The following is a 25,250-nucleotide window of genomic DNA, read 5'->3' as shown; positions in this document are numbered from 1 at the left end:
CTCGCAGATACTACAGTTTTTTTGCATATTGTATTGACATCAGCTGTCATCAAGTGTTTAATAAATATGAATTTAATAACCGCTAGGGGAGCAATGCTGAGAGTGTACGTGAGATTCACGTCTAACCCTTATCACCTGACCCGGACAATGCCGGCGTAGGGAAGCAAACGGTTTTATCATAGAGAGATTATATCATAGCAGGCGCAGTTTCGCCTTATGATTGTTTTTTTGAGATAGACCTCCCCTGAAGCGGATAATATCAAGGGAGGTTTTTTTATGTATTTGTTTCTGGAAAAAATAATTGAGGACGGAGAGGTTACTTACAACCTTACCAGAGGGGGATATGCAGTTCTGATCGCACTTATGGTGGCTGCTGCTGTGGTAGTCAGCTACTTCGTAAATAAGGACGGAAAGACCAGGATGAGCATCAAGCAGATCGCTGTTTCTGCTCTGTGCCTGGCCCTTGCCTTTGTAATGTCCAATGTAAAATTGTTCAGACTCCCCATGGGAGGCTCCGTTACCCTCTTTAGTATGTTCTTTGTAACCTTCATCGGTTATCTCTACGGACCGAGAGTCAGCATTGCTGCAGCCTTTGCCTATGGACTTCTTCAGATGATCGTTGACCCTTATATTGTCAGTATTCCACAGCTTTTATGTGATTACGTCCTTGCCTTCACCGCTCTGGGCCTGGCAGGCTTCTTCTTCGAGAAGAAGAACGGAATGATCACAGGATACCTTGTGGGAATATTCGGCAGATTTGTATTCTCCGTGCTTTCAGGTGTGATATTCTTTGCAGCCTATGCTCCCGAAGGAATGAATCCTCTGGTTTATTCAACCCTGTACAACGGCGCTTATATCGGCGCAGAGGCAATCCTTACCGTGGTTGTTCTCCTGATCCCTGCAGTACACAATGCACTTAACAGGGTTAAGGTAGAAGCCAACGAAAAGAGCATACGCAAAACTGTTCAGTTGGGATGATTATCTATTAAACAGCATATTTGGAATATTTACTGTAATCGCCGGGTGTGAGCCTGGCGATTATTTTTATGCCCTCGGGAAGGTACTCACTGGAGGATACCTTGCCGGCCTGAGTGAGGATATTCAGGATCCCGCCTTCTGAGTAGGGCAGCAGAAGTTCATGATCTGTAAGTCCCTCGGAGAGCTTTCTCTCAATAACGGATATAAGTTCCTCAAGGCTGTCGGTATCCTTGGCGCAGATATAGGTCCTGTCGTCCATGGATCTTGGAACCTCCATTACCAGCTGGGAGCCCTCCTCCTGTTCCTTCTGGACGATATCGGATTTGTTGAATACATAGATGACCGGAATATCTCCGGCGCCTATTTCCGCCAGGGTCTCCTTGGTGACATCCATATGATAGCGGTATTCAGGGTCTGAGAAATCGATGACCTGAAGCAGGATATCGGCGTATTTTGCCTCCTCCAGGGTGGACCTGAAGGCCTTTACAAGGGAGTGGGGCAGTTCGCTGATAAAACCTACCGTATCAGCCAGCAAAAAGGGGCTGTGGCCGGGAGCATTTATCCTGCGGACAGAGGTGTCAAGGGTTGCAAAAAGCATGTCCTTTTCAAGAACAAGTTTTTCCTCTGTATCCTGTCCTTCGCTTCCGTAGGCCAGGAGCATGTTGTTGAGGATTGTTGACTTTCCTGCGTTGGTGTAGCCCACAAGAGACACTCTGGGAATGCCGGAGTTAAGCCTTCTGCTTCTTTGGGTATCACGCTCTTTTTCAACATTTTCAAGCTCTCTTCTAAGCTCAGCCATGCGGTGCTCAATGCGTCTTCTGTCCAGCTCAAGCTGTTTCTCACCGGATCCCTTGTTGGAGAGTCTGCCGCTGCCGCCGCCCTGCCTTGAAAGAGAGGTTCTCATATGGGCAAGCCTTGGAAGCATATACTGAAGCTGAGCGTACTCAACCTGGAGCCTTGCCTCTCTGGTCTTGGCTCTGGCTGCAAATATCTGCAGGATCAGGCCTGTTCTGTCCATGACCTCGGTGTCCAGGGTCTTTTCAAGGTTTCTTAGCTGCATGGGGGACAGGGAGTCGTTGAAGATGATGATATCCGCATCGAAGATATCAAGAGAGTTCCTGATCTCCTCCACCTTGCCGCTGCCGATATAGGTGCTGTTATCGGGAGAGGACAGGGACTGGGTCACAGTGGAAGCCACCTCCAGATCAAGAGCTTTGGTCAGTTCCTTCAGCTCGTTCATGGATCTTTCGAATTCCAGGTCGCTTCTGTTTACATTAAGTCCCACCAGAATGGCTCTGGCTTTTCTTGTTTCCTGTACTACTTCGTGTAATTCTTTTTTCATTAAGCCTCCGTAATGATAATCACATAAAAAAAGGGAAGCCGTAGTATTCCAGGCTTCCCAATATATATTGTTTCATCCGGTAAATATCAGAGAAGATGAATTCCGTTCTTGTCACATTCTGCCACCATATCCTCGGGCCAGATAGAGCACTGAACCTCACCGATATGTGCCTTTCTAAGGAAGAACATACAGATTCTGGACTGTCCGATGCCGCCTCCGATGGTGTAAGGAAGCTCCTTATTAAGAATAGCCTTCTGGAAAGGAAGCTCTGCGCGCTCGGTGCAGCCTGCCTTCTCAAGCTGGCTCTTAAGGGATTTCTCATCAACACGGATACCCATGCTGGAGAGCTCCAGGGCAATGTCCAGAACAGGATAGTAAACGATGATGTCAGCGTTGAGCTGCCAGTCATCATAGTCAGGGGCGCGGCCGTCGTGCTTGTCGCCTGAAGCAAGCTCATCGCCGATCTGCATTATACATACAGCACCCTTTGCCTTGGAAATATAGTATTCACGCTCTTTGGGAGTGTTGTCCGGGAACATATCCTCCAGCTCCTGGGTGGTGATGAAGAAAATATCGTCGGGAAGGATCTCTTCGATGTAATCGTACTGGATAGACATGAATTTCTCAGTCTTGCGAAGAACCTTGTATACGTCTCTTACGGTATCCTTGAGGAAATCAATGTTGCGGTCTTCCTTGTTGATGACCTTCTCCCAGTCCCACTGGTCAACAAAAATAGAGTGGATATTGTCGGGAATCTCGTCTCTGCGAACAGCATTCATATCTGTATAGAGACCCTCGCCAACGTTAAAGCCGTATTTCTTAAGTGCATATCTCTTCCACTTGGCAAGAGAGTGAACAATCTCTGCAGGACGCTCGTTCTCGTTCTTAATATCAAAAGAAACGGGACGCTCAACACCGTTAAGGTTGTCGTTGAGACCTGACTCCGGTGTTACGAAGAGGGGGGCTGTTACTCTCTGAAGGTTGAGTCTTGTAGCCAGCATGCCCTGAAAGAAGTCCTTGACTGTTTTGATGCCTACCTGGGTGTCATGAAGATCCAGGGAGGATTCATATTTCTTGGGGATTTTAAGGTTTTCCATCTGTATAACTCCAATTTACCGATTTTTTTACTCATTACATCTTAAAACGTGAGTTTTATTATTGCAAGGGTTTTACTGAAAACTATTAGATATTTTAGCGTAAAAATCGATATTTAGTTCTATGCATTAGCATAATAAAGTATAAACTTTCTATAAAAAATTCGTAAACATTTCACGATTTGTTCACAAAATCCTATTTACAAATCCGGGACAAAAATGTATAGTTTTTTAAAATCGCCGACCTAAATAACTATAACGATTAAGTTGGCGTTTGGTCAGTATTTGAAAGGAAGTAGAAAAAGATGGTAGGACACGTAATTAAGAAAAATATTATGCTCAATCCTGCTCAGGTTGAGGAATTCGTAAGTGCAGCAACCAAGTGCAACTTCGACGTTGATATATACTATAACAGATATGTGGTTGATGCTAAGTCAATTTTAGGAGTATTCGGTCTTGACCTTACTCAGAAGCTTACAGTTGAGTACAGTGGTTATGATCAGAGCTTCGAGCAGATGCTCAGCACTCTGGCAGTAGCATAACAGCAGGAACAATTGAATATTAGAAGTGGTATAGAGGCTCCCTATGGCATATAATGTGCCATAGGGAGTTTTTTCATATGGAGATTAAGATTTCAGTCCGCGGCCTGGTGGAATTCATACTAAGGAGCGGCAATATAGACAACAGAATACATCAGACATCCCCGGATGCCATGCTGGAGGGCACCAGGATACACAAGATGATACAAAAGAGCATGGGACCGGATTATCACGCGGAGGTGCCCCTTAAGTACAACCTTGAGGCCGGAAACTACGACCTGGTGGTGGAGGGAAGAGCCGACGGTATCCTGGATAAGAATTTTGACAGCCCCATTTCGGAGCTGGAGGCATCCCAGGAGTCCTTTATCCCGGGAGAGCGCTATATTCCCGTGATAGATGAGATAAAGGGCACCTACAGGGAACTTCACAGGATGAAGGAGGCGGATCCTCTGCACCTGGCCCAGGCCATGTGCTACGGCGCCATGTACCTCAAGGACAGGCGCTATCCCGAGATAACCATTAGGATCACCTATTGCAATATAGACACCGAGGAAAAGCGCTATTTTGACAGGAATTTCTCTTATGACGAGATCATGTCCTGGTTTCTTGAGCTTTTGTCCAAATACCGCAAATGGGCGGATTTTGAGTGGGAGTGGGAGAGTATAAGAACTGCTTCAATCAAGGCGGTGCAGTTTCCTTTTCCCTACAGAGAGGGCCAGAAGGACCTGGCAGCGGGAGTCTACAGGACCATTGTCCATGGTAAAAAGCTCTTTCTTGAGGCCCCTACCGGCACCGGCAAGACCATTTCCACCGTGTTTCCTTCCGTAAAGGCCATGGGAGAGGGTAAGACAAGCAAGATCTTTTATCTCACCGCCAAGACCATCACCAGGACCGTGGCGGAGGAGGCCTTCGATATCCTTAGAAGCAACCAGGGCCTCAAGCTTAAGGGTGTCACCATCACAGCCAAGGACAAGATATGCTTTCTTGGGGAAGAGGAGAGAAACTGTAACCCCGAGGCCTGCCCCTATGCCAAGGGCCACTATGACAGGATCAACGACGCTATTTTTGACCTTCTGACCCATGAGGACAGCTTCGACAGGGAAAAGATAACCGAATATGCGCAGAAGTATCAGGTCTGCCCCTTTGAGATGTCCCTGGACATGAGCCTTTGGGCAGATGCCGTTATCTGCGACTACAACTATGTCTTTGATCCCTTTGTTTACCTTAGAAGGTTCTTTGCGGATACCACCTCCAAGGACTATATATTCCTGGTGGATGAGGCCCATAACCTCTTAGAGCGTGGCCGTGAGATGTACAGCGCTGTTCTTAGAAAAGAGAGCTTTTTAGAGCTAAAAAACACCATAAAGGAATATCATCCCAGCATCGCGGGGCACCTGGATAAGTGCAATAAGCTTCTTTTGGAGCTGAAAAGAGACTGCGACGGCTGCAGTGTGGTTCCTTCCATAGAGAAGTTCGCCAATGCCTTAAACAGGCTTTCAGGCATCATTTCGGAGTATCTGGAGGATCACTCCGAGGGGCCCTGCAGGGATGAGCTTCTTCTGTTCTATTTTGATATCCACAGATTCCTTGTAATATACGACAAAATGGACGGGAAATATGTTATCTACACTGAGTTTGCGGAGGACGGAAGCTTCCTCTTGAGGCTTCGCTGCGTGGATCCTTCCGGCAATCTTTCCGAATGTATGGAAAGAGGAAGGAGTACCATACTTTTTTCCGCCACTCTTTTACCTATCCAGTATTATAAAAAGCTTCTTGGGGGCAAGGAGGAGGACTTTGAGATCTATGCCAGGTCCATATTTGATCCCTCAAGGCTGGGACTCTTTATAGGAACGGATGTGACCAGCAAGTATTCCAGAAGAGGTCCGGAGCAGTACTACAGGATCGCTTCCTATATAGACAGCGTCATAAAGGCTAAGAGCGGCAATTATCTGATCTTTTTCCCCTCTCATCAGTTCATGGAGGAAGTGGGAGAGATATTTGAAAATGAATTCTTTGATGAGGAGACCACGGAGCTTCTTGTTCAGCAGGACTATATGAGCGAAGCCTCCAGGGAGGCTTTTTTGGAGCGCTTTTCTGCGGGAAACAGGCTGGATCTCTCACAGATCATCCACATGGATCTGGAGGTGGTGGAGGATAAGAATGTCCTGGGCTTCTGCGTTATGGGAGGTATCTTCAGCGAGGGAATAGATCTTAAGTACGACAGCCTCATAGGCGTTATCATTGTGGGCTGCGGCATCCCCATGGTGGGTAATGAGAGGGAGATAATCCGCAGCTACTTTGACGAACAGGGGGATGACGGCTACGACTATGCTTATAAGTTCCCGGGAATGAACAAGGTCCTTCAGGCTGCAGGCAGAGTTATCAGGACAGAAGAGGACAAGGGCGTGGTGGCACTTTTGGATGACCGCTTTATGCAGGGCAGTTACAGGTCCCTTTTCCCCAGGGAGTGGAAGGGGTATAAAACGGTTTCGACCAATACGGTCAAAAATGCTGTATCCGGCTTCTGGAGCAGGTTTGATAGGTGAAAAAAGATAAAAATCCCGGTAAATATCATGAAAAACCGTTAATTAGGTTGACATATAAAATGAAAATATATGTATATGTCAACCAGTAATTGTATAATATTGTATCTAATATTGATACAACTCGAGGAAAAAGCAGAAAAATCACAAAAATGTTAGATGAAAGCGACAGGGGCGTCATGTGGATAACTCTGTGGAAATTGGGGATTAGTAGATCGGGCAAAAATCAGAACCCCCTAAAATAGCGGCCTGGCAAGTTGTTAGGAAATAGAACCAAGAACCGTTAAAAAATTGTTATCTGACCGAATTGGTCAAATGCTATATGTAAACCATATTTACCCCTGACACCTGTGTCATATCTTTTTTTGTTTATTGCGATAGGTACATGCTTATTGTAAAATTGATTATGTTTCTTTTTTTAATATTTACTTGATTGGAAAAAGATGAGGGGCGAGGGAAAAATGAGAATAGAGAATTATGATTTAGAAGTACAGACACTAAATCAGGAACTTATGACTGCCAGGTCTTCAATGTCCGGCAGTTTTATTAACATCTGTAACCGTCTGCTTAGGAAGGCTAAGTCCGTGGATGATCCGAATCTTCTGGGCTATGCCTACTATTATCTTGCGGATGCTTACTATCAGGTAAGTACCGATTATCGCAAGTTTAATTCCAACCTTCTTAAGGGAATTGAATATCTTCAAATGTGCGGTGATGCAGAGCACCTGGCAAGATGCTACAACCTTCTTGGCATAGATGCCATGAATCACGGAAACAAGGAAATGGCGCTGGACCTTTTTTACGCAGGGCTTAAGTACTGTGAGAACATGACAGACAGCAATGTTCCGGGAATCATCAGGTATAACATCGGCCAGATCTATTTTGACAACGGAGACGTCAAGGAAGCCCTGTCTCATATTCGTATGGCTTACAGGGATATCCGCAAGAATAAAAAGGACAGTCTCTACTACAGAAATGTGCTTTTCTGCTGTTGCTTTGAGGCGGATTGCTACATTCTTTTGAACAAAAAGGAATCAGTGGCCAGATGCCTTGCGGGAATTGACAAGCTGGAGGCGGATCCCAGAGCCAGCAGGGAATATTTCATGGATATCCCGATCCTTGATATCCGCATGAGAGCCAACTACTATCTGGGCAAAACAGAGGAGTACAACGCATATTCCAACAAGCTTTCCGCACTTATTCAGAGGAACAAGTATCCTCTTGATAATATGGAGGATATTTTCAGGATCTGCCGTTTCTTTATGGAAATCGGAAGACTGGATGAAGTGGTTGCCATGGTAAAGAACGCTGAGAGATCCCTCAACGATCTCAACATCGGTAACCTTAAGTTAAAGGAAGCTGCGCTGAGGGTGGAACTCTTTAAACGCCTTGGGGATAACGAGGAGAGGATCAAGGCTCTGGAGGATTTCCACAGATATGCCATGCTTCAGAAGAAGGAAATTATCAGTAACTACAAGTTCTATACACAGGTGAGAAAGAAGCTCTCCGAGATGGAAAAGGAGAACACTCTTTTACAGAAGCGCGCAGAGACGGATCCACTTTCCGGCCTGGGCAACAGATATGCTCTTAACAGATATGCGGATGTGGCCTTTGACAACGCCTACAGCAACAGGACTCCTCTTGCGGTGGAGATCATGGATGTGGATAATTTCAAGCACTACAATGACACCTACGGACATCCCGCAGGGGACGACTGCCTTAAGAAGATATCCACTGAGATATCAAAAATATGTCAGGAAAACCCCAATGTCCACGGCTACAGATACGGCGGGGATGAGTTTGTGATAATTTATGAGAATCTCACGGACGAGCAGGTCATGAATTATGCCCTGGGTCTTCGCTCTGCAGTGTCCTCCATGAAGATAGAGAGCAGCCTTTCGGAGGCGGACGGATATCTGTCCATATCCCAGGGAATCCGCAACTCGGTTCCTCTTGCCACCAACAAGCTCTGGGACTACATGTACGCTGCGGATAATGCTCTGTACGAGGTAAAAGACCACAAGAAAGGCGAGATCGTCCTTCTTCACAAGGCCGCTATTTCCAGGTCTTCTCTAAAGGAAGCTACCTACAGTTGACAAGAAGGCTTTTGTACAATAATATATTTTTAATATTTATAAAATAAAGGTTATGAGAAAGAGGAGTACATATTTTAAGGTGTTTAAAGAGAATGTGCCCGGAGACATAAGTCTTCGCTGAGAGGGTACTGACACTGAGGATATGGAAGGTAGCTTTTGAACCGGACGTCCAGAAATGGGTTTTACCCAACAAACGTTCCCGTGTCATCCCCGTTAAAGGATGGAGCATTAATTGATGCGGCTTGAGGTAGGAGACTTTCTGTTTCCTATGAATTAAGGTGGTACCACGTTTATGACGTCCTTAACATTCTTTACAGAGTGTTGAGGACTTTTTTATTTCCACAGATTCCTCTGGCGCATATTTCAAGAAAAAGGAGACAGATTATGAAGAAAGAACTGGCAAAGACCTATGATCCCAAGGGTATTGAAGGCCGTCTTTACTCCAAGTGGGAGGAAAAGAAGTACTTCCATGCAGAAGTAGACGAGACAAAGAAACCATTTACCATTGTTATTCCACCGCCGAATATCACCGGTAAGCTCCACATGGGACATGCGCTTGACAACACTATGCAGGACATTCTCATCAGATACAAGAGAATGCAGGGCTACAATGCCCTTTGGCAGCCCGGCACAGACCATGCTTCCATCGCAACAGAGGTTAAGATCATCGACACCCTTAAGGCAGAGGGCATCGACAAGAGAGACCTGGGCCGTGAGAAGTTCCTGGAGAGAGCCTGGGAGTGGAAAAAGGAATACGGCGGAACCATCATTTCACAGCTTAAGAAGATGGGTTCATCCTGTGACTGGGACAGAGAGCGTTTCACCATGGATGATGGCTGCAACGAGGCAGTTACAGAGGTTTTCTGCAAGATGCACGAGAAAGGCTACATCTACAAGGGAAGCCGTATCGTAAACTGGTGCCCTGTATGTAAGACTTCCATTTCCGATGCTGAGGTTGAGTACGAGGAGCAGGCAGGACATCTTTGGCACATCAAGTATCCTGTGATCGATGCAGACGGAACAGTTTCAAAAACAGAGTTCATCGAGTTCGCAACAACACGTCCCGAGACAATGCTTGGCGATACAGCTGTTGCTGTTAACCCCGATGATGACAGATATAAGAGCTTCAAGGGCAAAAAGGTCCTTCTTCCTATTGTTAACAGAGAGCTTCCTATTGTTGAGGATTCTTATGTAGATATGGAATTCGGTACCGGCGTAGTTAAGATCACTCCCGGCCATGACCCTAACGACTTTGAGGTAGGTAAGCGCCACAACCTTGAGGAGATCAACATCCTCAATGACGATGCCACCATCAACGCCAACGGCGGCAAGTTCGAGGGCATGGACAGATATGCCGCAAGAGATGCCATCGTAAAAGAGCTGGATGAGATGGGACTTCTTGTTGAGATCGAGGACTACAGCCACAACGTAGGAACCCACGATCGTTGCCATACAACCGTTGAGCCTATGATCAAGGCACAGTGGTTCGTAAAGATGGACGAGCTCATCAAGCCCGCTGTTAAGGCAGTTAAGGAAGGCGAGATCAAGCTTATTCCTCCGAGAATGGAGAAGACATATTTCAACTGGACAGACAATATCCGTGACTGGTGTATTTCAAGACAGCTCTGGTGGGGACACAGAATCCCTGCTTACTACTGCGACAAGTGCGGAGAGGTAGTTGTATCAAAAGAGGCTCCCACAGTATGTCCTAAGTGCGGCGAGACCCACTTTACACAGGATCCCGATACACTGGATACATGGTTCTCATCTGCCCTCTGGCCTTTTGAGACCCTGGGATGGCCCCATGACACCAAGGAGCTTAAGTACTTCTTCCCTACAGATGTCCTGGTAACAGGTTACGATATCATTTTCTTCTGGGTAATCAGAATGATCTTCTCAAGCTATGAGAACATGGGAACCTATCCTTTCCACACTGTTCTTTTCCATGGCCTTGTAAGAGATTCCCAGGGAAGAAAGATGAGTAAGTCACTGGGCAACGGTATCGATCCTCTTGATATCATCGAGAACTACGGCGCTGATGCACTTCGTCTTACTCTTATCACCGGTAACGCACCCGGAAATGATATGCGTTTCTATAATGAAAGAGTTGAGAACAGCCGTAACTTTGCAAACAAGGTATGGAACGCTTCAAGATTTATCATGATGAACATGGCCGAGGATGCTCCTTCAGCTATCCACCAGGCTATGCCTGCAGGTCTTGAGCCCGTTGACAAGTGGATCATCAGCAAGCTTAACAACACCATCAAAGAAGTAACCGAGAACATGGACAAGTACGAGCTTGGTATCGCTGTTCAGAAGGTTTACGACTTTATCTGGGATGAGTTCTGCGACTGGTACATTGAGATGGTTAAGCCTCGTCTTTACAACTCAGATGACAAGGTATCCCATGAGGCAGCCCTTTGGACACTGCAGACAGTACTTCTCAATGCACTGAAGCTCCTTCATCCTTATATGCCATTCATCACAGAGGAGATCTTCTGCACAATGCAGGATGAGGAAGAGTCCATCATGATCTCTGAGTGGCCTGTTTACAAGGATGAGTGGAACTTTGAGGCTGATGAGAAGTCCATCGAGACTATCAAGGAAGCCGTAAGAGGCATCAGAAACGTTCGTACTCAGATGAACGTTGCTCCTTCAAGAAAGGCTCTTGTTTACGTAGTAAGTGACAAGGACGAGGTTCTTGATATCTTTACCAAGGGCAAGCTCTTCTTTGAGTCACTGGCATATGCTTCAGAGTCAGTTTGCCAGAAGGATAAGAGCGGAATCGCAGAGGATGCGGTTTCTGTAGTTCTTGCGGATGCAACCTGCTATATTCCTTTCTCAGATCTTGTTGATATCTCAGCAGAGATCGAGAGACTTACCAAGGAGCAGAAGAAGCTTGAGGGTGAGCTTAAGAGATCCCAGAGCATGCTCAGCAATGAGAGATTCCTTTCCAAGGCTCCCGCAGAGAAGATCGCAGAGGAAAAGGAAAAGCAGCAGAAGTATCAGCAGACTTACGATCAGATTACAGAAAGACTTGCGCAGCTGACAAAATAATCGGTTGCCATATGTTTAGTTATGGATAACGAGTTATTAACAAGGGCCAGGCAGCTTATTGAAAGGTCCGACAATGCTGAAAAGATAACAATTGCAGAGATTGAGGATTTTCTCAACATGATCCCCAGGTTCACAGAAAAGCATTCCGCCCAGGAGACGGAAGCTTTTCTGGAATATCTGGGAAATCCTGAAGAGAATATGAAGATAATCCACGTGGCAGGTACCAACGGCAAGGGCTCTGTCTGCAGCTATATCTCATGGATACTGATGCGGGCAGGCTATACCGTGGGCACCTTCACGTCACCTCATCTCGTGAAGATCAACGAGAGATTCTGCATAGATAACAAGCCCATATCGGACGGAGTGTTCCTGGTTGTATTTATGGAGACTCTCCGAAGGATCTTCGAGTACAAGGACGGTGAGTTTTTCCCCACTTACTTTGAACTGTTATTTTTTATGGCTATTTTGCTCTATGATGTTTATCCGGTGGACTATCTCATACTGGAAACCGGTCTGGGTGGAAGACTTGATGCCACCAACAGTGTTAAAAAGCCGCTGATCTCGGTCATTACAGAGATCGGATTTGATCATATGCAGTATCTCGGAAATACCCTGGCTGCCATAGCGGGCGAGAAGGCGGGAATAATCAAAAAGGGCGTGCCGGTGGTGTTTTTTGACAAGGTAAAAGAAGCTACCGATGTCATCAAAGAAAGAGCCCTAAGCCTTGATACAAGGGCAATTGCGGTGGAACGAAGAAATATCACCGATGTACATATTAATAAGGATGATCAGGGGAATAAATACATTGCTTTTTCATATAATTCCCTTTATGATAAATATTGTGGCTTAAAATTATCTACTTTAGCCAAATATCAAACTGAAAATGCCGCTTTAGCGGTAACTGCCTGCGAGATCTTAAGGGACCAGGGGGCAGAAATATCCGAGCTGGACATCACTGACGGCCTTATTAGTGCCAAGTGGGACTGCAGGATGGAAGAGATACGTCCGGGAATCTTTGTGGACGGAGCTCACAATATAGACGGAATAGATGCGTTTATCGACAGTATCAGAGAGTTTGAGTGCCAGGGAAGGAAGCTTCTTCTGTTCGGCATTGTAGGAGACAAGCAGTACGGAGATATCATTGACAGGCTGCTGTCCTCAGGAATCTTTGATTCTGTTTATGTTGCTGTTTTGAGTACCGAGAGGACCGTTTCCATGGGTGACCTTAAGGCGGCCTTTGAGGATAGCAAGGACAGACAGGGAATCATTGGACTTCCCATCAAATATTACAGTAATGTCCGTGATGCTGTTACGGATATCATAACCATAAGGAAATCCGGAGATATGGTATTTGCGGCAGGATCTCTTTATCTGGCGGGCCAGATAAAGGCAATTATTTAAGAGGAAATTATGATCAACTTTGAAGATGAACTTAAAAAATTCAAACCAAGTCTTGAAATAGAGGATGCTGAGGACATCATTTACAAGCAGGATCTGGATGATATGTCCGACGTTATCGTTAAACTTCTTAAGGAAGCAAGTCAGGAAGCAGACACGGCGAAGAGAGGCAAATAATTAATGAAGTGTTATTATTGCGGAGCCGAGCTTACCAAGGACAACACCTGCCCAAGCTGTGGAGCGAAGGTAGGCACCTACAAGAAGATCAAGAGTCTTTCCAACAGATTCTACAATGAAGGCCTTGAGAAGGCAGGCGTAAGAGATATGACAGGAGCAGTGGAATCACTGCGTCAGAGTCTTAAACTTGATAAAAACAATATAAATGCCAGGAATCTTCTTGGCCTGATTTATTATGATACGGGGGAAATAGTTGCAGCCCTGGCTGAGTGGGTTATCAGTAAGAACCTTCAGCCTGAGGACAATCTTGCAGATATTTATATTGATGATGTGAGAAATTCACCCTCACTTCTTGATAATATCAATCAGACCATCAAGAAATTTAATATTGCACTTAACTACTGTCGTCAGGACAGTTATGACCTTGCGGAGATACAGCTTAAGAAGGTGCTTCAGCTCAACAAGAGGCTGGTTAAGGCCCATCTTTTGCTGGCACTTCTTTGCCTTAAGAACGGTAAATGGGACAGAGCCAAGATAGAATCCCAGAAGGCTCTTGAACTGGATACCGGCAATCTTATGGCCAGAAGATACCTCAAGGAAGCAGACAGTATGCTCCTTCCCGGTGAGAGCGGCAAGCTGGTGTCGGATGTGGCTTCTGATAACGATGGCTCCATCAGATATAACAGCGGCAACGAGATGATCATCCAGCCGGTGAAGAAATCTGCCATTGCCAGATCCAGCTCCATCTGGGGAATTGTTCTTGGAATCGTGCTGGGTGTTGCAGCAGCATGCTTTTTGATACTGCCTCAGAGGATCCAGAGCATAAACAGCAACAATCAGGCCAAGATTGCCCAGATCAGCGAGGAATCCGATTCCAAATCCGCACAGATTGTGGATTACGAGCAGCAGATAGGCAATCTCAAGAAACAGGTTGAGGAACTGCAGTCTCAGGTTACAGGCTACGAGGGCGTTGACAGCACATCAGCTGCCATGAACAGCCTTATGAAGGCCACAGCGGTATATTTTAACGATGCTTCCGACGTGGAGGGAATAGCTCAGGCTCTTGAGCACCTTGACCTCTATGCCATAGATGAGAATGTATCAGATGAGTTCATGGAGCTGTATAACAGCCTTATGGCCCTGGTAGGACCACAGCTTGCGACTTCATATTACAACAATGGTTATGATGCTTATAAGCTCGAGGATTATGAGACTGCAATAGCCAATCTCTCCAAGGCTTATCAGTATGACAATACAAACGTCAACACTCTGTATTATCTTGGTAATTCCTATAATGCCAACGGTGACAAGGACAAGGCCAAGGAGATATATGACAGGGTAGTTACTGATTTCCCGGGAACCCAGAGCGCTGCCGCTGCTGAGGCCAAACTTGCGGAGATCAACAATTCCGGCAACTAAGTAGTAAATAGGATTTTTCATAAGAAATGATAAATTTTTCGGATTTAACCTTTATATTCAGGTTTTTGCCTGTTTTTCTTATAGCGTATTATCTGACACCCATAGAATTCAGAATGTTCACGCTCCTTGCAGGGAGCCTGACATTCTATGCTATCGGGGATCTCAGGATGTTTCCGGTTCTTCTTGGAGCCGTTTTTGTCAACTTCTTATTTGCCAGAGCCATGCATTCAGGCACCAAAAAAAAGATGCTCCTTGCATTCATCGTTTTTCTTGATGCGGTGATGCTGGTGGAGTTCAAGGCTCTGTCACAGTTTGTTGACAGTTCTCTTATGCCCATAGGAATCAGCTTTTATGTCTTCAAGATGATTTCATTTCAGGCAGATGTTTACCTCGGAAAAGTAAAAGAAAAGCCCGGATTTCTTCAGACCGCCACTTACTTTACTCTGTTTCCACAGGTGGTGTCGGGCCCTATAATGCGTTTTTCTGATTTTGAAAGACACAGAGAAAACAGGACCATTCTCGAGATTTTTGAAAGAATCGAGGACGGTCTTAAGTTCTTTACAGTGGGACTTGGAATGAAGGTCCTTCTGGCGGATCATCTGGCTATGCTCTGGAAGGATATCGGAACCATAGGCTATGAGAGTATTTCCACACCTCTGGCATGGCTTGGAGCAGTGGCCTATTCACTGGAGCTGTACCTGGACTTCTGGGGATATTCACTGATGGCAGCAGGAATAGGAGTAATGATCGGCTTTCCTTTTATCATGAACTTTGACCATCCCTATGCATCAAGGAGCGTCGCTGAGTTTTACAGAAGATGGCACGCATCCCTGGGCTCCTGGTTCAGAGATTATGTATACATTCCTCTGGGAGGAAGCAGAAAGGGAACCCTGAGGACCATATTCAATCTTCTGGTGGTTTGGCTTATAACCGGCTTCTGGCACGGTGTTACACTGAATTTCATTCTTTGGGGAGTCTTGATCTTTTTTATCATCATCTGCGAGAAATATATTGTTTCAAAGCTTCCCGGAGTGCTTAGATTTATTATAGGCAAGATAAATGTGCTGGTGCTTATCCCTCTTACCTGGGTGATATTTGCCATATCGGATTCAGTGATGCTCTGTGATTATTTCAAGAGACTGTTTCCTTTCTTCGGTGCGGGAATTGCGGTCAATCCCGGGGACTTTGCCAAGAACATCGGTATTTACGGATATCTGATAGTCATCGGCATTGTGCTGCTGTTTCCCAAGGTGTATGAGTTTTTTGAGAACCACAGAAGGAATTTTATTGTGACAATATTGGTGTTCGTGCTGTTCTGGGCCTGTGTTTACAGCCTTTCTAATGCAGCCGGCAATCCATTTATGTATTTCAGATTTTAAGTATTGTTTTGTAGAAAGTGTAGATTATATGAAGTTTTTAAAGACCTGCCCGATGCTTCTTGGGGTAGTGGTATGTACAATCTTCATAACGGTTATGGCAATCCTCTTTTCCGACACGGTTTATGCGGATTACAGGGAATCCTACGATCCTGCGACGGCGCCTTATTTCGTGCTGGCTTTGAAAGGTGCCACGGAAGGAGTATTTCCCTGGAACTATGAGCCTGAGATGTATGAGCTTTCCTCTGAGATCGCAGGGGCCAGTGATAATTGGAATGGGATAGATTCAGAGATCAGTGCACCTGCTGAAGCAGATGGTGAGGAACCGGTTCTGATAGAAGAGCCCCAGGAGGATCCTGTGGATATCTCAGCCAACGATATTTCAGCCAATGATGTTCCCGAAGAGGAGGAGAAGGTTTACGAGCTGACCGAGGTTGAGCCTGAGTACTTTGATGATGCCCTCTTTATCGGTGATTCACGTACTGTGGGTCTCTCTGAGTATTGTCAGGAGCTTGATGAGCATGCTACCTTCTATGCCAAGGTTTCCCTCAGTATATTTACCGTACTTAAGAAGCAATTCATCAAAACTCCCGAAGGTGAAATCGGTGTGGAGGAGGCTCTTTCCAGAGAGCAGTTTGGCAAGATATACATCATGCTGGGCCTTAACGAGATCGGAACCGGCACAGATGAGTACTTCACTGAGGCTTATCAGGCGGTGATAGACAGAATAAGAGAGCTTCAGCCCGATGCCATTATCTATATTCAGTGCATCATGCATGTTACCGAGAGAAAGAGCAGCGTTGACAAGAACTTTAACAACGTCAATATCGACAGAAGAAATGAGGCTTTATCACAGCTTGCCGATAACCAGACAATTTTTTACATTGATATGAATGAAGCGGTGGACGACGGAAACGGCAACATGGAGGGAAGCCTTTCCTTCGATGATGTGCATCTGAAGGCTTCATCCTATCAGCTTTGGTATGATTACCTTTTGAAACACGCGATAGTTAAGGATTAAGGAGAGAGCTAATGGGAAAAAAGAAGGGACTCTTTGGGGAAATTGCCCTGGTCACTGTTATATCCTTTTTTATAGTACTGGGGACAACCTACATTCTGGGAACACTTACAAGCGGATGGCATTTTGTTGATGACCATGAATTCCTGGAATACACATATCTTATGAAGTATAAGAATGTATCCTGGTGGGAGATGATCAAGATCGTCTTTGTGAATGACCGTACCACAAGGAATAATTCACTTTATTACCCTTCCAAGGTTCTTCTTCTTTTGCTTTGCGGTCCCGATCCTGTTAAACTGTCAATTTCCAAGGCCGTTGAAACTGCTGTTTCAATGATCCTTTTATATTTCTGCGGCAAAAAGATCACAGATTCCAAGAGCATCAGCTGGGCCTTTGCTCTTACAAGCCTTGTGGGCTATCAGGGAGCAACCTGGTGGAAACTGGGCCCGGAGCAGATGCAGGGCACTTTGTGTTTTGGAATTGCTTTCTTATGCCTTCTCAACTGGCTGGAGAAGCCCGGGAAAAAGGGCTATGGAATCGCAGCCTTTATTTTCTCTGTAGCCATGGGATATTACCATGAATCTTTCTTCCTGGTTATGCCCTTTATGGCATTCTATTGTCTGTATTATGCTTACAAAGAGGATCCTTCACTGTTTGTATATGCAGGATGCAAGTCAGTTTCCGATTATCTTAAGAAACTCTGCGGAGGCCTTAAGGGAAGAGCTGTTTTCGCGATTCTCTGTCTTGTGAGCTGCGCGATTATTTTGATAGGCATTATGTTAAGACTCGGAACAAGCAGCTATGATCCCGTTAGCTTTACTTCCGCAACGCCTTTATCCATCTACGTTCAGGGAACTATTTATTCCATTGAGAATGACCTTAGATGGTATTGGAAGTTCGGAATCATCCTGGTGGGAATCCTTCTTACATATTTTGACAAGCTTAAGACCAAGCTTCCGGATATGGCCATTGCGGTGATATTTATGCTTCCCCAGATCGTCCTTTACAGCAAGGAGGGAATCGCCGAGAGATATCTTCTTCCAATCATCATCGGCTATTCACTGTTCTTCGTGGCCTTTGCACTTAAGTATGATTTCCTTACAGGCAAAAGAAGAAAGCTGTACATATTTGTCCTTGCCATGATGCTTCTGGTAAATGGAAGGGGCCTTGTGGTTGAGGGCGACTATTACAGATTCAGAGGACAGGGCGTAACCAATGCTCTGGAGCAGATCGAGGAGATGAGCGACAAGGGCTATACAGTCATGAGCTGCCTTGGAATCTGCAATCCCGAAGCAGACTGGACTGTGGAGACTTACATGCACTCCAAGGGAAAAGAGGACGTTTTATACTGGAGCAATGATGATCAGAAAGTTTACACCGTAAGACCCTTCTTAAATTCTCCCAAAGCGGAAGAAAGAAATCTTGAGGATGTGGACGTGGTAGTTGCTTATAACAGAAACGACAGACACTTCGAGGTTGAGCCAAACTTTGATCTGTCAGACTTTACCCTGGTAAGAACCGCCGGAATCGATATATATTACAGAAACGAAGCGTCCAAGGAAGTCACAGACGAGCTTATACAGAGATTACACGTAAAACCAACATTGCACGGCATCGGTGAATAAGAAACAGGAGGACCTGCTATGAACATTTATATGGATCTTTACAGAACCAGATTGTATTTGCCCTTGATAGTGCTTATGGCAGCGTTCATTATCTTCAATAAAAATGGGGGTACTGCTAAAAGCGGAAAATATATTGATAAGATAAGTGACCGCCTTATTGCCCTTATTCTTGGCTGCTTAGGCTTTGGCATCTGCGCACTTCTTATTTATAGCGGAAAAAGCTGGGGAGGCGACTTCAGCCAGTTTTTTGCTCAGGCCAGGGCTTTGGCCACCGGAACCGTCTCTGACTGGTATGTGAAAAATCAGTTCATTATCGATAATTCCTGCGACGGTATCGGAGCAGATGTATATCCGTGGCTTTGGGCGATAGTTCTTGCGCCTGTTTACAGGTTCCTGGGGTATTTTCCCTATACACCCTTAAAGCTGCTTGAATGTCTGTTTGTCGCTGGAACTGTGGCGACAGAGTTTTACATATACAAGCGCAGGATGACAAAAAGCAGTGCTGTTATCCTCACATTTTTTACTCTTTTCAGTGTAATAATCACATTTAATGTTAATACCATAGAAGCGGATATTGTCTGCATGTTCATGGTAATAGAAACCCTGAATATTGTGGATTTGTATAACAGTGAGGAATCAAAGAAAAAGCAGCTGCTTTTGGCCGGGCTTCTGGGACTATTCCTGTTCCTGTCCGTTGCGACAAAAACGATGGCAGAAGGAACGGTTTTAGCCCTTATATGTTACGATCTGCTGCTGGCTCTTACCGCATTTTTTGAAAAAGCCGGCAGGAAATTTCTGTTCAGAATAGAGCATAAGGGCGGCAGAACCTGGTATATAAGACTTGTTCCATATTTTGTGTACATCCTTTTGACAAAGATATTGGAAGCAGTACTTCCCGCAGCCGGTGGAACTTATAATGGCTATTTCACACCGACTGTTGAGCGGATCAGATATGGCATTGTTAAGTACTTTGGGATTTTCAAAGGATTTTTCGGAGATGATTGCAGGCCTATAATAAGCGTGATCCTTGCTGTAGTGGTTGTGAGCTTTTTGATAACCGCTATCCTTGGCATGATAGTTGCCTTTAGAAAAGACACCTACGCCGAAATTTACAGCTGCGGAATGATCTTTATGCTTTTGATCTATAACTATTACAGAAGCGGATTTGCTTTCACTTTTTATCCTATACTTATAATGTTCAGCTTCCACGGATTAAGCTTTGTACTTGAAAAGGTTCCGGGGCTAAAGGATGCATATGTCATCCAGACATTGGTGTTTGGACTTATAGTGCTGATGGCAGCCCAGACCTTCTTCCTGATCTACAATGTCAGGTTTAAGGGCTATGGATTCAATGATATCGATAATCAGCCTACTTACGAGATCTTTGAATACATTGATGAGAATATCGGGGATGATGAAGTTGTTCACTTTTTCAGACCGAGAGTATTGTACTATTTTACAAATGTAAATTCATATACATCAGGAGATGTGGCTGAGGATTTAGGTCTTGCCGATTATGTGCTTTTGGATAATTGGAATAATGAAAAGCATATTGAAGAGGCGGTCCTGGATGATACAGCTTATGAACTCATCTTTAGCAATGATGTATATAGGCTTTGGAAGAAAAAATAAGTAAATTCAAAAGTCAAGTATATAGATTTGAATGAAGGGGTGGTAAAATGTCTAGAGAAATGATTTTTAAGATGGAGAGGCCGGGACTTCTCCATGAGGGAGATAAGGTCACAGTTACCGAGGGTGTACTTCCCAGTAACTACTACTATACCATCGACCCATCCCTGGCAATGTCAGGTAACTTCCCCTTCCGTGAGCGTATGCTTGAGAGGGAAGGCGTAGTTACTAAGGTTGAAGAGAACGCTCGTGGTTACTATGTTACAGCAGTGTTCGGCGATCAGAGCACTTGACGAATAATATATTTATAAGGAGGTCTACATATGCAGTACATTTCAACAGACAAGGCACCGGCAGCAATCGGACCATATTCACAGGCAATCATCGCAGGAGATTTTCTTTTTGCTTCAGGACAGATTCCCATCAATCCTGAGGACGGTGAGATAGATACCACAACGATCTCAGATCAGGCAGACAGAGTATGCAGAAATATCGGCGAGATCCTTCGTGCTGCAGGCACAGACTATGAGCATGTGGTTAAGACCACCTGTTTCCTTGCTGAGATGAGCGACTTTGCTCCATTCAACGCTGTATACGAGAAGTACTTCACAGGCAAGCCTGCAAGAAGCTGCGTTGCAGTTAAACAGCTTCCAAGGAACGTGCTTTGCGAGGTTGAGGTAGTCGCATACCTGAAATGATATAGGGAGTTATAGTTGGGGGAATCAACATGAAGTATAGAACTTTAGCCAGCTTTTTGCTGATTTCTGTTCTGCTTACGGGATGTGGGAGTCTCGTGGGAAGACACAATATCGATTCCGGATTTGCCTATATCGAGAGCCATGAATATCTAAACGCTCTCGAGAGCTTTAATAACGCCGAGGAAAAGGGCGAGGATGCCTGTCTCCTTCACAGAGGGCGGGGAATAGCCCTTCTGAAGCTGGGAGAGTACGAAGAGGCCTCCACAGAGCTGCTGGCATCTCTGGCTGCGGATGAAGGAATAGTTGATGACATGGACTTTGACACCAACTATTATCTTGCTGATGCTTTCTTTGGCATGGGAGAATACAACAAGGCCAAAGAGGTTTATGATGCCATACTGGGGCTTAGGAGCAAGGACAGCAGCGCCCACTATTTGAGAGGTGTGGCACTTCTGGCCTCCGGCAATCATGATGATGCCTATGCGGATTTTTCCAGGGCCATTGCCCTTAATCCCAAGGACTATTCCATGATCATTATGATATTCAGAGCTCTTGATGATCACGGCTACGGAGAAGAGGCCACAGCCCTTCTTCAGACTGCCATGGACAACGGCAAGGATTTCATGTCCAACTACGAGAAGGGACAGATTTCCTTCTATCTTGGCAATAACGCAGAAGCCCAGAGCTTTCTTGAGGCTGCAAGGAATGAGCGGGACCAGGAAAAAGAGCCTGTGGTGCTGCTTCTTGGACAGACCGGAGAAAAACAGGGTGATTACAATTACGCCATCAGCGTATACAAGACATATATAAGTGAAAATCCCAACTCTGCCAAGGTTTTCAACCAGCTTGGAATGTGTCAGATCAAGCAGGGAGACTATGAGGGAGCAGTATCCTCCTTCCAGTCTGGGCTCAGCATAGGGGATAAGGATGTGGAACAGGCACTTATGATGAATGAGATAACAGCCTATGAGTATATGGGCGAGTTTGGCCTGGCAGCATCTCTTATGGAGACCTATCTGAAGACCTATCCCGAGGATGAAGCCGCAGCAAGAGAGAATGTTTTCCTTTCCACAAGGTAAAGAACGTCAATTATGCATCTGTGTGCCAACAGCGCATGCAGATGCATTCACTTTTTTCTGATTTTTTTCAAGAGGAAGAGATCATGTCGCACAGAACAATTGTTGAGGACTACGCAGAAAAAATAAAGCAGGTAGGAACCTATAACAGATATCCCGATATTTCCAACAGAAAAATGTGGGAGGCTCTTCCCGGTGAGCTTAAAAAGCAGCTGATAGCAGAAGGGGAGAGGGCTCTTAAAAAGCCCTGGACTCAGCTTCTTATCACGGATTTTATGGAGTTTTCCAAATCCGGGAACAGAGTCCGGTTTGAGGATAAGTATTTTCCCAGAAGGCGAAAACTTAACAGCCTTGTTATGGCTGAATGTGTTGAGAATAAGGGGAGATTTACAGATGCTATCCTGGAGGGACTGTATCTGATCCTGGAGGAGACCACCTGGTGCCTTCCGCCCCATACCAGCTATGTGAGAGACGGCAAACAGGAGAACATGCCTGATGTCACAAGGCCCATCATCGATCTTTTTGATGGGGAGAGCGGGGCTGAAGTGGCTTTTTGCGAGTATCTCTTAAGACCGGTCTTCCAAAAGATAAGTCCCTATATCAGCACCTATGTAAACGAGAGGCTTAAGGAGAGAATCTTTACGCCTTACCTTACGCAGCATTTCTGGTGGATGGGAAACGGCAGGGAGCCTATGTGCAACTGGACGCCCTGGTGTACCCAGAATGTTCTTATATGTGCCTTCACCAGAGAAAAAGACTTTTTCACAGAGAGTGAGAGGCTGGAGTTCTTCCGAAAAGCCGCTGCATCCCTGGACTATTTCCTGGATGAATACGGTGAGGACGGAGGCTGCGATGAAGGGGCCCAGTATTATTCCCATGCGGCCCTGTGTCTCTTTGACAGTCTGGAGCTTATGAACGGAGTGTATTCAGAGCAGGGAAAAGGCGGATTTGATCAGGTCTTCAGGGAAAAACTTATAAAGAATATTGCTGAATATATAGTTAAAATGCATGTTGCGAAGGATTACTATATCAATTTCGCAGACTGCAGCGCCAAGCCGGGAAGAAGGACAGCCAGAGAGTTCCTGTTCGGAAAGGCCGTTGGAAGCGACGTTCTTTCTGAGTTTGCAGCACAGGATGTAATGGATGCTCCGGTTAAGGACAGGCTTATCACTGATGAGATCAATCTCTTTTACCATGTGCAGCAGGCCTTTGCCATGAAGGATATTTTAGCCTGGAAGCCAAAGGGATTTATACCGGAGGACAGCTATTTTGCCAGTGTGGGACTTATGGTGGCCAGGGATAAAACCTACACCCTTGCTGCCAAGGCGGGAGATAACGCCGACAGCCACAACCACAATGATGTGGGTTCCTTTACAATTTATAAGAAGGGCAAGCCCCTTATCATCGACCTTGGGGTAGGCACCTACACCGCCAGGACCTTCTCTGACAGGCGCTACGAGCTCTGGACCATGCAATCCCAGTTCCACAACCTGCCCACATTTATAGATGTTAAAAAAGATCAATTAGATGCTGCCATTGCTGTCCTGGGCAAAGATTCAGCAGCAGACTATGCCAATAAAAATATCATTATGGAGAAGGACGGCGAAAACTACGCTGCATCCCAGGTGACCTGCCTTCTTTGCCAAAACGCAAATGAGGGTATCAGCAGCCTGAAGATGGGTATCGCCGGTGCCTATGACAGCAAGCAGGTAAAGAGCTATGTCCGCACCATCAGTCTTAACAAAGGCAGGAACATAACTGTAGCAGATGAGTACAACGGAACCATTGCCGGCGTGATGAGCTTGATGGTCTATGAAAAGCCTGAGATAAGCCGGAACCCGGACGGATCAATAAGAATCAGCATAGGGAAGCTAGGAACGTGCACTGTTAATGGCGCACAGGATGTTCTTGTTCAGGAATATCCTATTACTGATAAGCGTTTAAAGCTTGCCTGGAAACATGAGGTTTACAGGATATTTATACAAATAAAACCGGATTCACATTTTACAATGATTTTTGAATAGAGGTATAAAGATGGGGAGAAATTGGACTGAAATTGCAGACAAGATAATTAGGAAAGAGGAGAAGGTTGCCGCAAGGAATAAGGGGAAAATCCCCTATACGGCAAAGGACCATGTATTTGATGACAGGTCTGACAAAAAGGACATCTGCTGGTGGACCAATGGTTTCTACGGCGGCATGATGTGGCAGCTCTACAACGCCACCGGCAATGAACTTTTCAAGGAGTGTGCGGTTAAGCTTGAAGAGCAGATGGATGCTGCTTTTCTTAACTATAACGGAATGGACCATGATGCCGGTTTTCGCTGGCTTCCCACAGCAGTTGCTAATTACAGGCTCTTTGCCGGGGAAGAAGCCAAGAACAGAGGTCTTCTGGCAGCAGCAAGCCTCGCGGGACGTTTTAACTTAAACGGCAATTTTATAAGAGCCTGGAACGACTGGGGAGATGACAGAGACACCACCGGCTGGGCCATCATCGACTGTATGATGAACCTCCCTCTTTTATACTGGGCATCGAAGGAACTGGGAGATCCCAGATTTAAGGAGATTGCCATAGCCCATGCCGATACAGCCCAGGACTATTTCATCAGAGAAGATGGCTCTGTAAGGCATATCGTAGGCTTTGATCCTGTGACGGGAGAGTTCGACAGAGAATACGGCGGACAGGGCTACGGCGAGGGTTCCTCCTGGACCAGGGGCCAGACCTGGGCGCTGTATGGCTTTACCCTGAGCTTCATTCATACCGGCGACAGGAACTACCTGGAGACAGCCATGAAGGTTGCTGACAGGTTCTGTGACAGGATCCCCGAGGACGGCCTTATTCCTGTGGACTTTGACCAGCCGGGAGAGCCCCGCTACATAGACTCCACGGCAGCAGCCATTGCTTCCTGCGGACTTATAACCCTTTCAAAGGAGCTGGAAAAAACTGATAAAACAAAGAGCGCTCTCTATCTGGAGGCAGCAGAAAAAATGCTCTCAGCCCTTGATGAAAAGGACTGCGACTACGACCCGGAGCACGATGAGCTCCTTACAAGGTGCTCTGCTTCCTACCACGATAAGGCCCATGAATTCCCGATAATTTACGGCGATTACTATTTCATCGAGGCCATCTGGAAGCTTACGGATAAGGAACTTTTTATCTGGTAAAAAATTAAAGAGGATTA

19 protein-coding genes and 1 riboswitch are annotated in these 25,250 nt (G+C 45.7%); of the genes, 17 read left to right on the top strand and 2 right to left on the bottom strand.

Annotated features, from left to right (window positions below; genetic code table 11):
- Positions 1-74 precede the first annotated feature (74 nt).
- Positions 75-179: riboswitch (TPP riboswitch) on the top strand.
- Positions 180-276: 97 nt separating this feature from the next.
- Positions 277-978 (top strand): energy-coupled thiamine transporter ThiT, encoded by a 702-nt coding sequence (thiT, locus tag T359_RS0104525; RefSeq protein WP_026516443.1) that lies wholly within the window; start codon positions 277-279, stop codon positions 976-978.
- Between the two features lie 7 nt (positions 979-985).
- Here the strand turns inward: thiT and hflX are convergent, their stop codons facing one another.
- Entirely contained in the window at positions 986-2,320 is a 1,335-nt protein-coding gene (gene hflX, locus T359_RS0104520) for a GTPase HflX (RefSeq protein WP_035783548.1), read from the bottom strand.
- 86 nt (positions 2,321-2,406) lie between these two features.
- The gene (gene asnA, locus T359_RS0104515; RefSeq protein ID WP_026516441.1) at positions 2,407-3,417 is read right to left on the bottom strand and encodes an aspartate--ammonia ligase; all 1,011 of its coding nucleotides are present in this window, start codon (positions 3,415-3,417) and stop codon (positions 2,407-2,409) included.
- 302 nt (positions 3,418-3,719) lie between these two features.
- Here asnA and T359_RS0104510 point away from each other — a divergent pair, with 302 nt between their 5' ends.
- The 16 genes from T359_RS0104510 (at position 3,720) to T359_RS0104435 (ending at position 25,233) form a co-directional block, all read left to right on the top strand.
- Complete coding sequence (locus T359_RS0104510; RefSeq protein WP_026516440.1) at positions 3,720-3,956, top strand: HPr family phosphocarrier protein; 237 nt, start codon at positions 3,720-3,722, stop codon at positions 3,954-3,956.
- Positions 3,957-4,033: 77 nt separating this feature from the next.
- A complete protein-coding gene (locus T359_RS0104505; RefSeq protein WP_026516439.1) occupies positions 4,034-6,499 on the top strand; it encodes an ATP-dependent DNA helicase in 2,466 nt (821 codons plus the stop codon).
- Positions 6,500-6,957: 458 nt separating this feature from the next.
- Positions 6,958-8,592 (top strand): GGDEF domain-containing protein, encoded by a 1,635-nt coding sequence (locus T359_RS0104500; RefSeq protein ID WP_197027051.1) that lies wholly within the window; start codon positions 6,958-6,960, stop codon positions 8,590-8,592.
- A 384-nt stretch (positions 8,593-8,976) separates the two neighbouring features.
- Entirely contained in the window at positions 8,977-11,649 is a 2,673-nt protein-coding gene (locus tag T359_RS0104495; protein ID WP_026516437.1) for a valine--tRNA ligase, read from the top strand.
- A gap of 21 nt (positions 11,650-11,670) precedes the next feature.
- The gene (locus tag T359_RS0104490; protein ID WP_081795367.1) at positions 11,671-13,050 is read left to right on the top strand and encodes a bifunctional folylpolyglutamate synthase/dihydrofolate synthase; all 1,380 of its coding nucleotides are present in this window, start codon (positions 11,671-11,673) and stop codon (positions 13,048-13,050) included.
- 9 nt (positions 13,051-13,059) lie between these two features.
- Positions 13,060-13,224, top strand: coding sequence for a hypothetical protein (locus T359_RS22735; RefSeq protein WP_035783546.1), 165 nt, complete (start codon positions 13,060-13,062; stop codon positions 13,222-13,224).
- 3 nt (positions 13,225-13,227) lie between these two features.
- The gene (locus tag T359_RS0104480; protein WP_026516435.1) at positions 13,228-14,643 is read left to right on the top strand and encodes a tetratricopeptide repeat protein; all 1,416 of its coding nucleotides are present in this window, start codon (positions 13,228-13,230) and stop codon (positions 14,641-14,643) included.
- Between the two features lie 26 nt (positions 14,644-14,669).
- Complete coding sequence (locus T359_RS0104475; RefSeq protein ID WP_051544923.1) at positions 14,670-16,022, top strand: MBOAT family O-acyltransferase; 1,353 nt, start codon at positions 14,670-14,672, stop codon at positions 16,020-16,022.
- A 28-nt stretch (positions 16,023-16,050) separates the two neighbouring features.
- Entirely contained in the window at positions 16,051-17,040 is a 990-nt protein-coding gene (locus T359_RS19300) for a GDSL-type esterase/lipase family protein (protein ID WP_051544921.1), read from the top strand.
- 11 nt (positions 17,041-17,051) lie between these two features.
- On the top strand, positions 17,052-18,665 hold the full coding sequence (locus T359_RS0104465) for a glycosyltransferase family 39 protein (protein WP_026516433.1): 1,614 nt from the start codon (positions 17,052-17,054) through the stop codon (positions 18,663-18,665).
- Positions 18,666-18,683: 18 nt separating this feature from the next.
- Entirely contained in the window at positions 18,684-20,297 is a 1,614-nt protein-coding gene (locus T359_RS0104460) for a hypothetical protein (protein WP_026516432.1), read from the top strand.
- A 47-nt stretch (positions 20,298-20,344) separates the two neighbouring features.
- Positions 20,345-20,587, top strand: a complete 243-nt coding sequence (locus tag T359_RS0104455) for a hypothetical protein (protein ID WP_026516431.1) — start codon at positions 20,345-20,347, stop codon at positions 20,585-20,587.
- Between the two features lie 30 nt (positions 20,588-20,617).
- Positions 20,618-20,992: a RidA family protein gene (locus tag T359_RS0104450; protein WP_026516430.1), complete on the top strand. Its 375-nt coding sequence runs from the start codon at positions 20,618-20,620 to the stop codon at positions 20,990-20,992.
- Positions 20,993-21,021: 29 nt separating this feature from the next.
- A complete protein-coding gene (locus T359_RS0104445) occupies positions 21,022-22,071 on the top strand; it encodes a tetratricopeptide repeat protein (RefSeq protein ID WP_026516429.1) in 1,050 nt (349 codons plus the stop codon).
- Positions 22,072-22,154: 83 nt separating this feature from the next.
- The gene (locus T359_RS19295) at positions 22,155-24,092 is read left to right on the top strand and encodes a heparinase II/III domain-containing protein (RefSeq protein WP_051544919.1); all 1,938 of its coding nucleotides are present in this window, start codon (positions 22,155-22,157) and stop codon (positions 24,090-24,092) included.
- A 10-nt stretch (positions 24,093-24,102) separates the two neighbouring features.
- A complete protein-coding gene (locus T359_RS0104435) occupies positions 24,103-25,233 on the top strand; it encodes a glycoside hydrolase family 88 protein (protein WP_026516428.1) in 1,131 nt (376 codons plus the stop codon).
- Positions 25,234-25,250: the final 17 nt, after the last annotated feature.

This window comes from Butyrivibrio sp. MC2021 (assembly GCF_000621605.1).
In the GTDB taxonomy this organism is placed as follows: Bacteria; Bacillota; Clostridia; order Lachnospirales; family Lachnospiraceae; genus Butyrivibrio.
This window is presented reverse-complemented; position numbering and strand designations above follow the sequence as displayed.

Coding starts and splice junctions, on each gene's coding strand:
- T359_RS19295 (WP_051544919.1), top strand. CDS start 22,155: ATGTCGCACAGAACAATTGTTGAGGACTACGCAGAAAAAATAAAGCAG.
- T359_RS0104450 (WP_026516430.1), top strand. CDS start 20,618: ATGCAGTACATTTCAACAGACAAGGCACCGGCAGCAATCGGACCATAT.
- hflX (WP_035783548.1), bottom strand. CDS start 2,320: ATGAAAAAAGAATTACACGAAGTAGTACAGGAAACAAGAAAAGCCAGA.
- thiT (WP_026516443.1), top strand. CDS start 277: ATGTATTTGTTTCTGGAAAAAATAATTGAGGACGGAGAGGTTACTTAC.
- T359_RS0104455 (WP_026516431.1), top strand. CDS start 20,345: ATGTCTAGAGAAATGATTTTTAAGATGGAGAGGCCGGGACTTCTCCAT.
- T359_RS0104490 (WP_081795367.1), top strand. CDS start 11,671: ATGGATAACGAGTTATTAACAAGGGCCAGGCAGCTTATTGAAAGGTCC.
- T359_RS19300 (WP_051544921.1), top strand. CDS start 16,051: ATGAAGTTTTTAAAGACCTGCCCGATGCTTCTTGGGGTAGTGGTATGT.
- T359_RS0104510 (WP_026516440.1), top strand. CDS start 3,720: ATGGTAGGACACGTAATTAAGAAAAATATTATGCTCAATCCTGCTCAG.
- T359_RS0104495 (WP_026516437.1), top strand. CDS start 8,977: ATGAAGAAAGAACTGGCAAAGACCTATGATCCCAAGGGTATTGAAGGC.
- T359_RS0104435 (WP_026516428.1), top strand. CDS start 24,103: ATGGGGAGAAATTGGACTGAAATTGCAGACAAGATAATTAGGAAAGAG.
- T359_RS0104500 (WP_197027051.1), top strand. CDS start 6,958: ATGAGAATAGAGAATTATGATTTAGAAGTACAGACACTAAATCAGGAA.
- T359_RS0104480 (WP_026516435.1), top strand. CDS start 13,228: ATGAAGTGTTATTATTGCGGAGCCGAGCTTACCAAGGACAACACCTGC.
- T359_RS22735 (WP_035783546.1), top strand. CDS start 13,060: ATGATCAACTTTGAAGATGAACTTAAAAAATTCAAACCAAGTCTTGAA.
- T359_RS0104465 (WP_026516433.1), top strand. CDS start 17,052: ATGGGAAAAAAGAAGGGACTCTTTGGGGAAATTGCCCTGGTCACTGTT.
- T359_RS0104460 (WP_026516432.1), top strand. CDS start 18,684: ATGAACATTTATATGGATCTTTACAGAACCAGATTGTATTTGCCCTTG.
- T359_RS0104505 (WP_026516439.1), top strand. CDS start 4,034: ATGGAGATTAAGATTTCAGTCCGCGGCCTGGTGGAATTCATACTAAGG.
- asnA (WP_026516441.1), bottom strand. CDS start 3,417: ATGGAAAACCTTAAAATCCCCAAGAAATATGAATCCTCCCTGGATCTT.
- T359_RS0104445 (WP_026516429.1), top strand. CDS start 21,022: ATGAAGTATAGAACTTTAGCCAGCTTTTTGCTGATTTCTGTTCTGCTT.
- T359_RS0104475 (WP_051544923.1), top strand. CDS start 14,670: ATGATAAATTTTTCGGATTTAACCTTTATATTCAGGTTTTTGCCTGTT.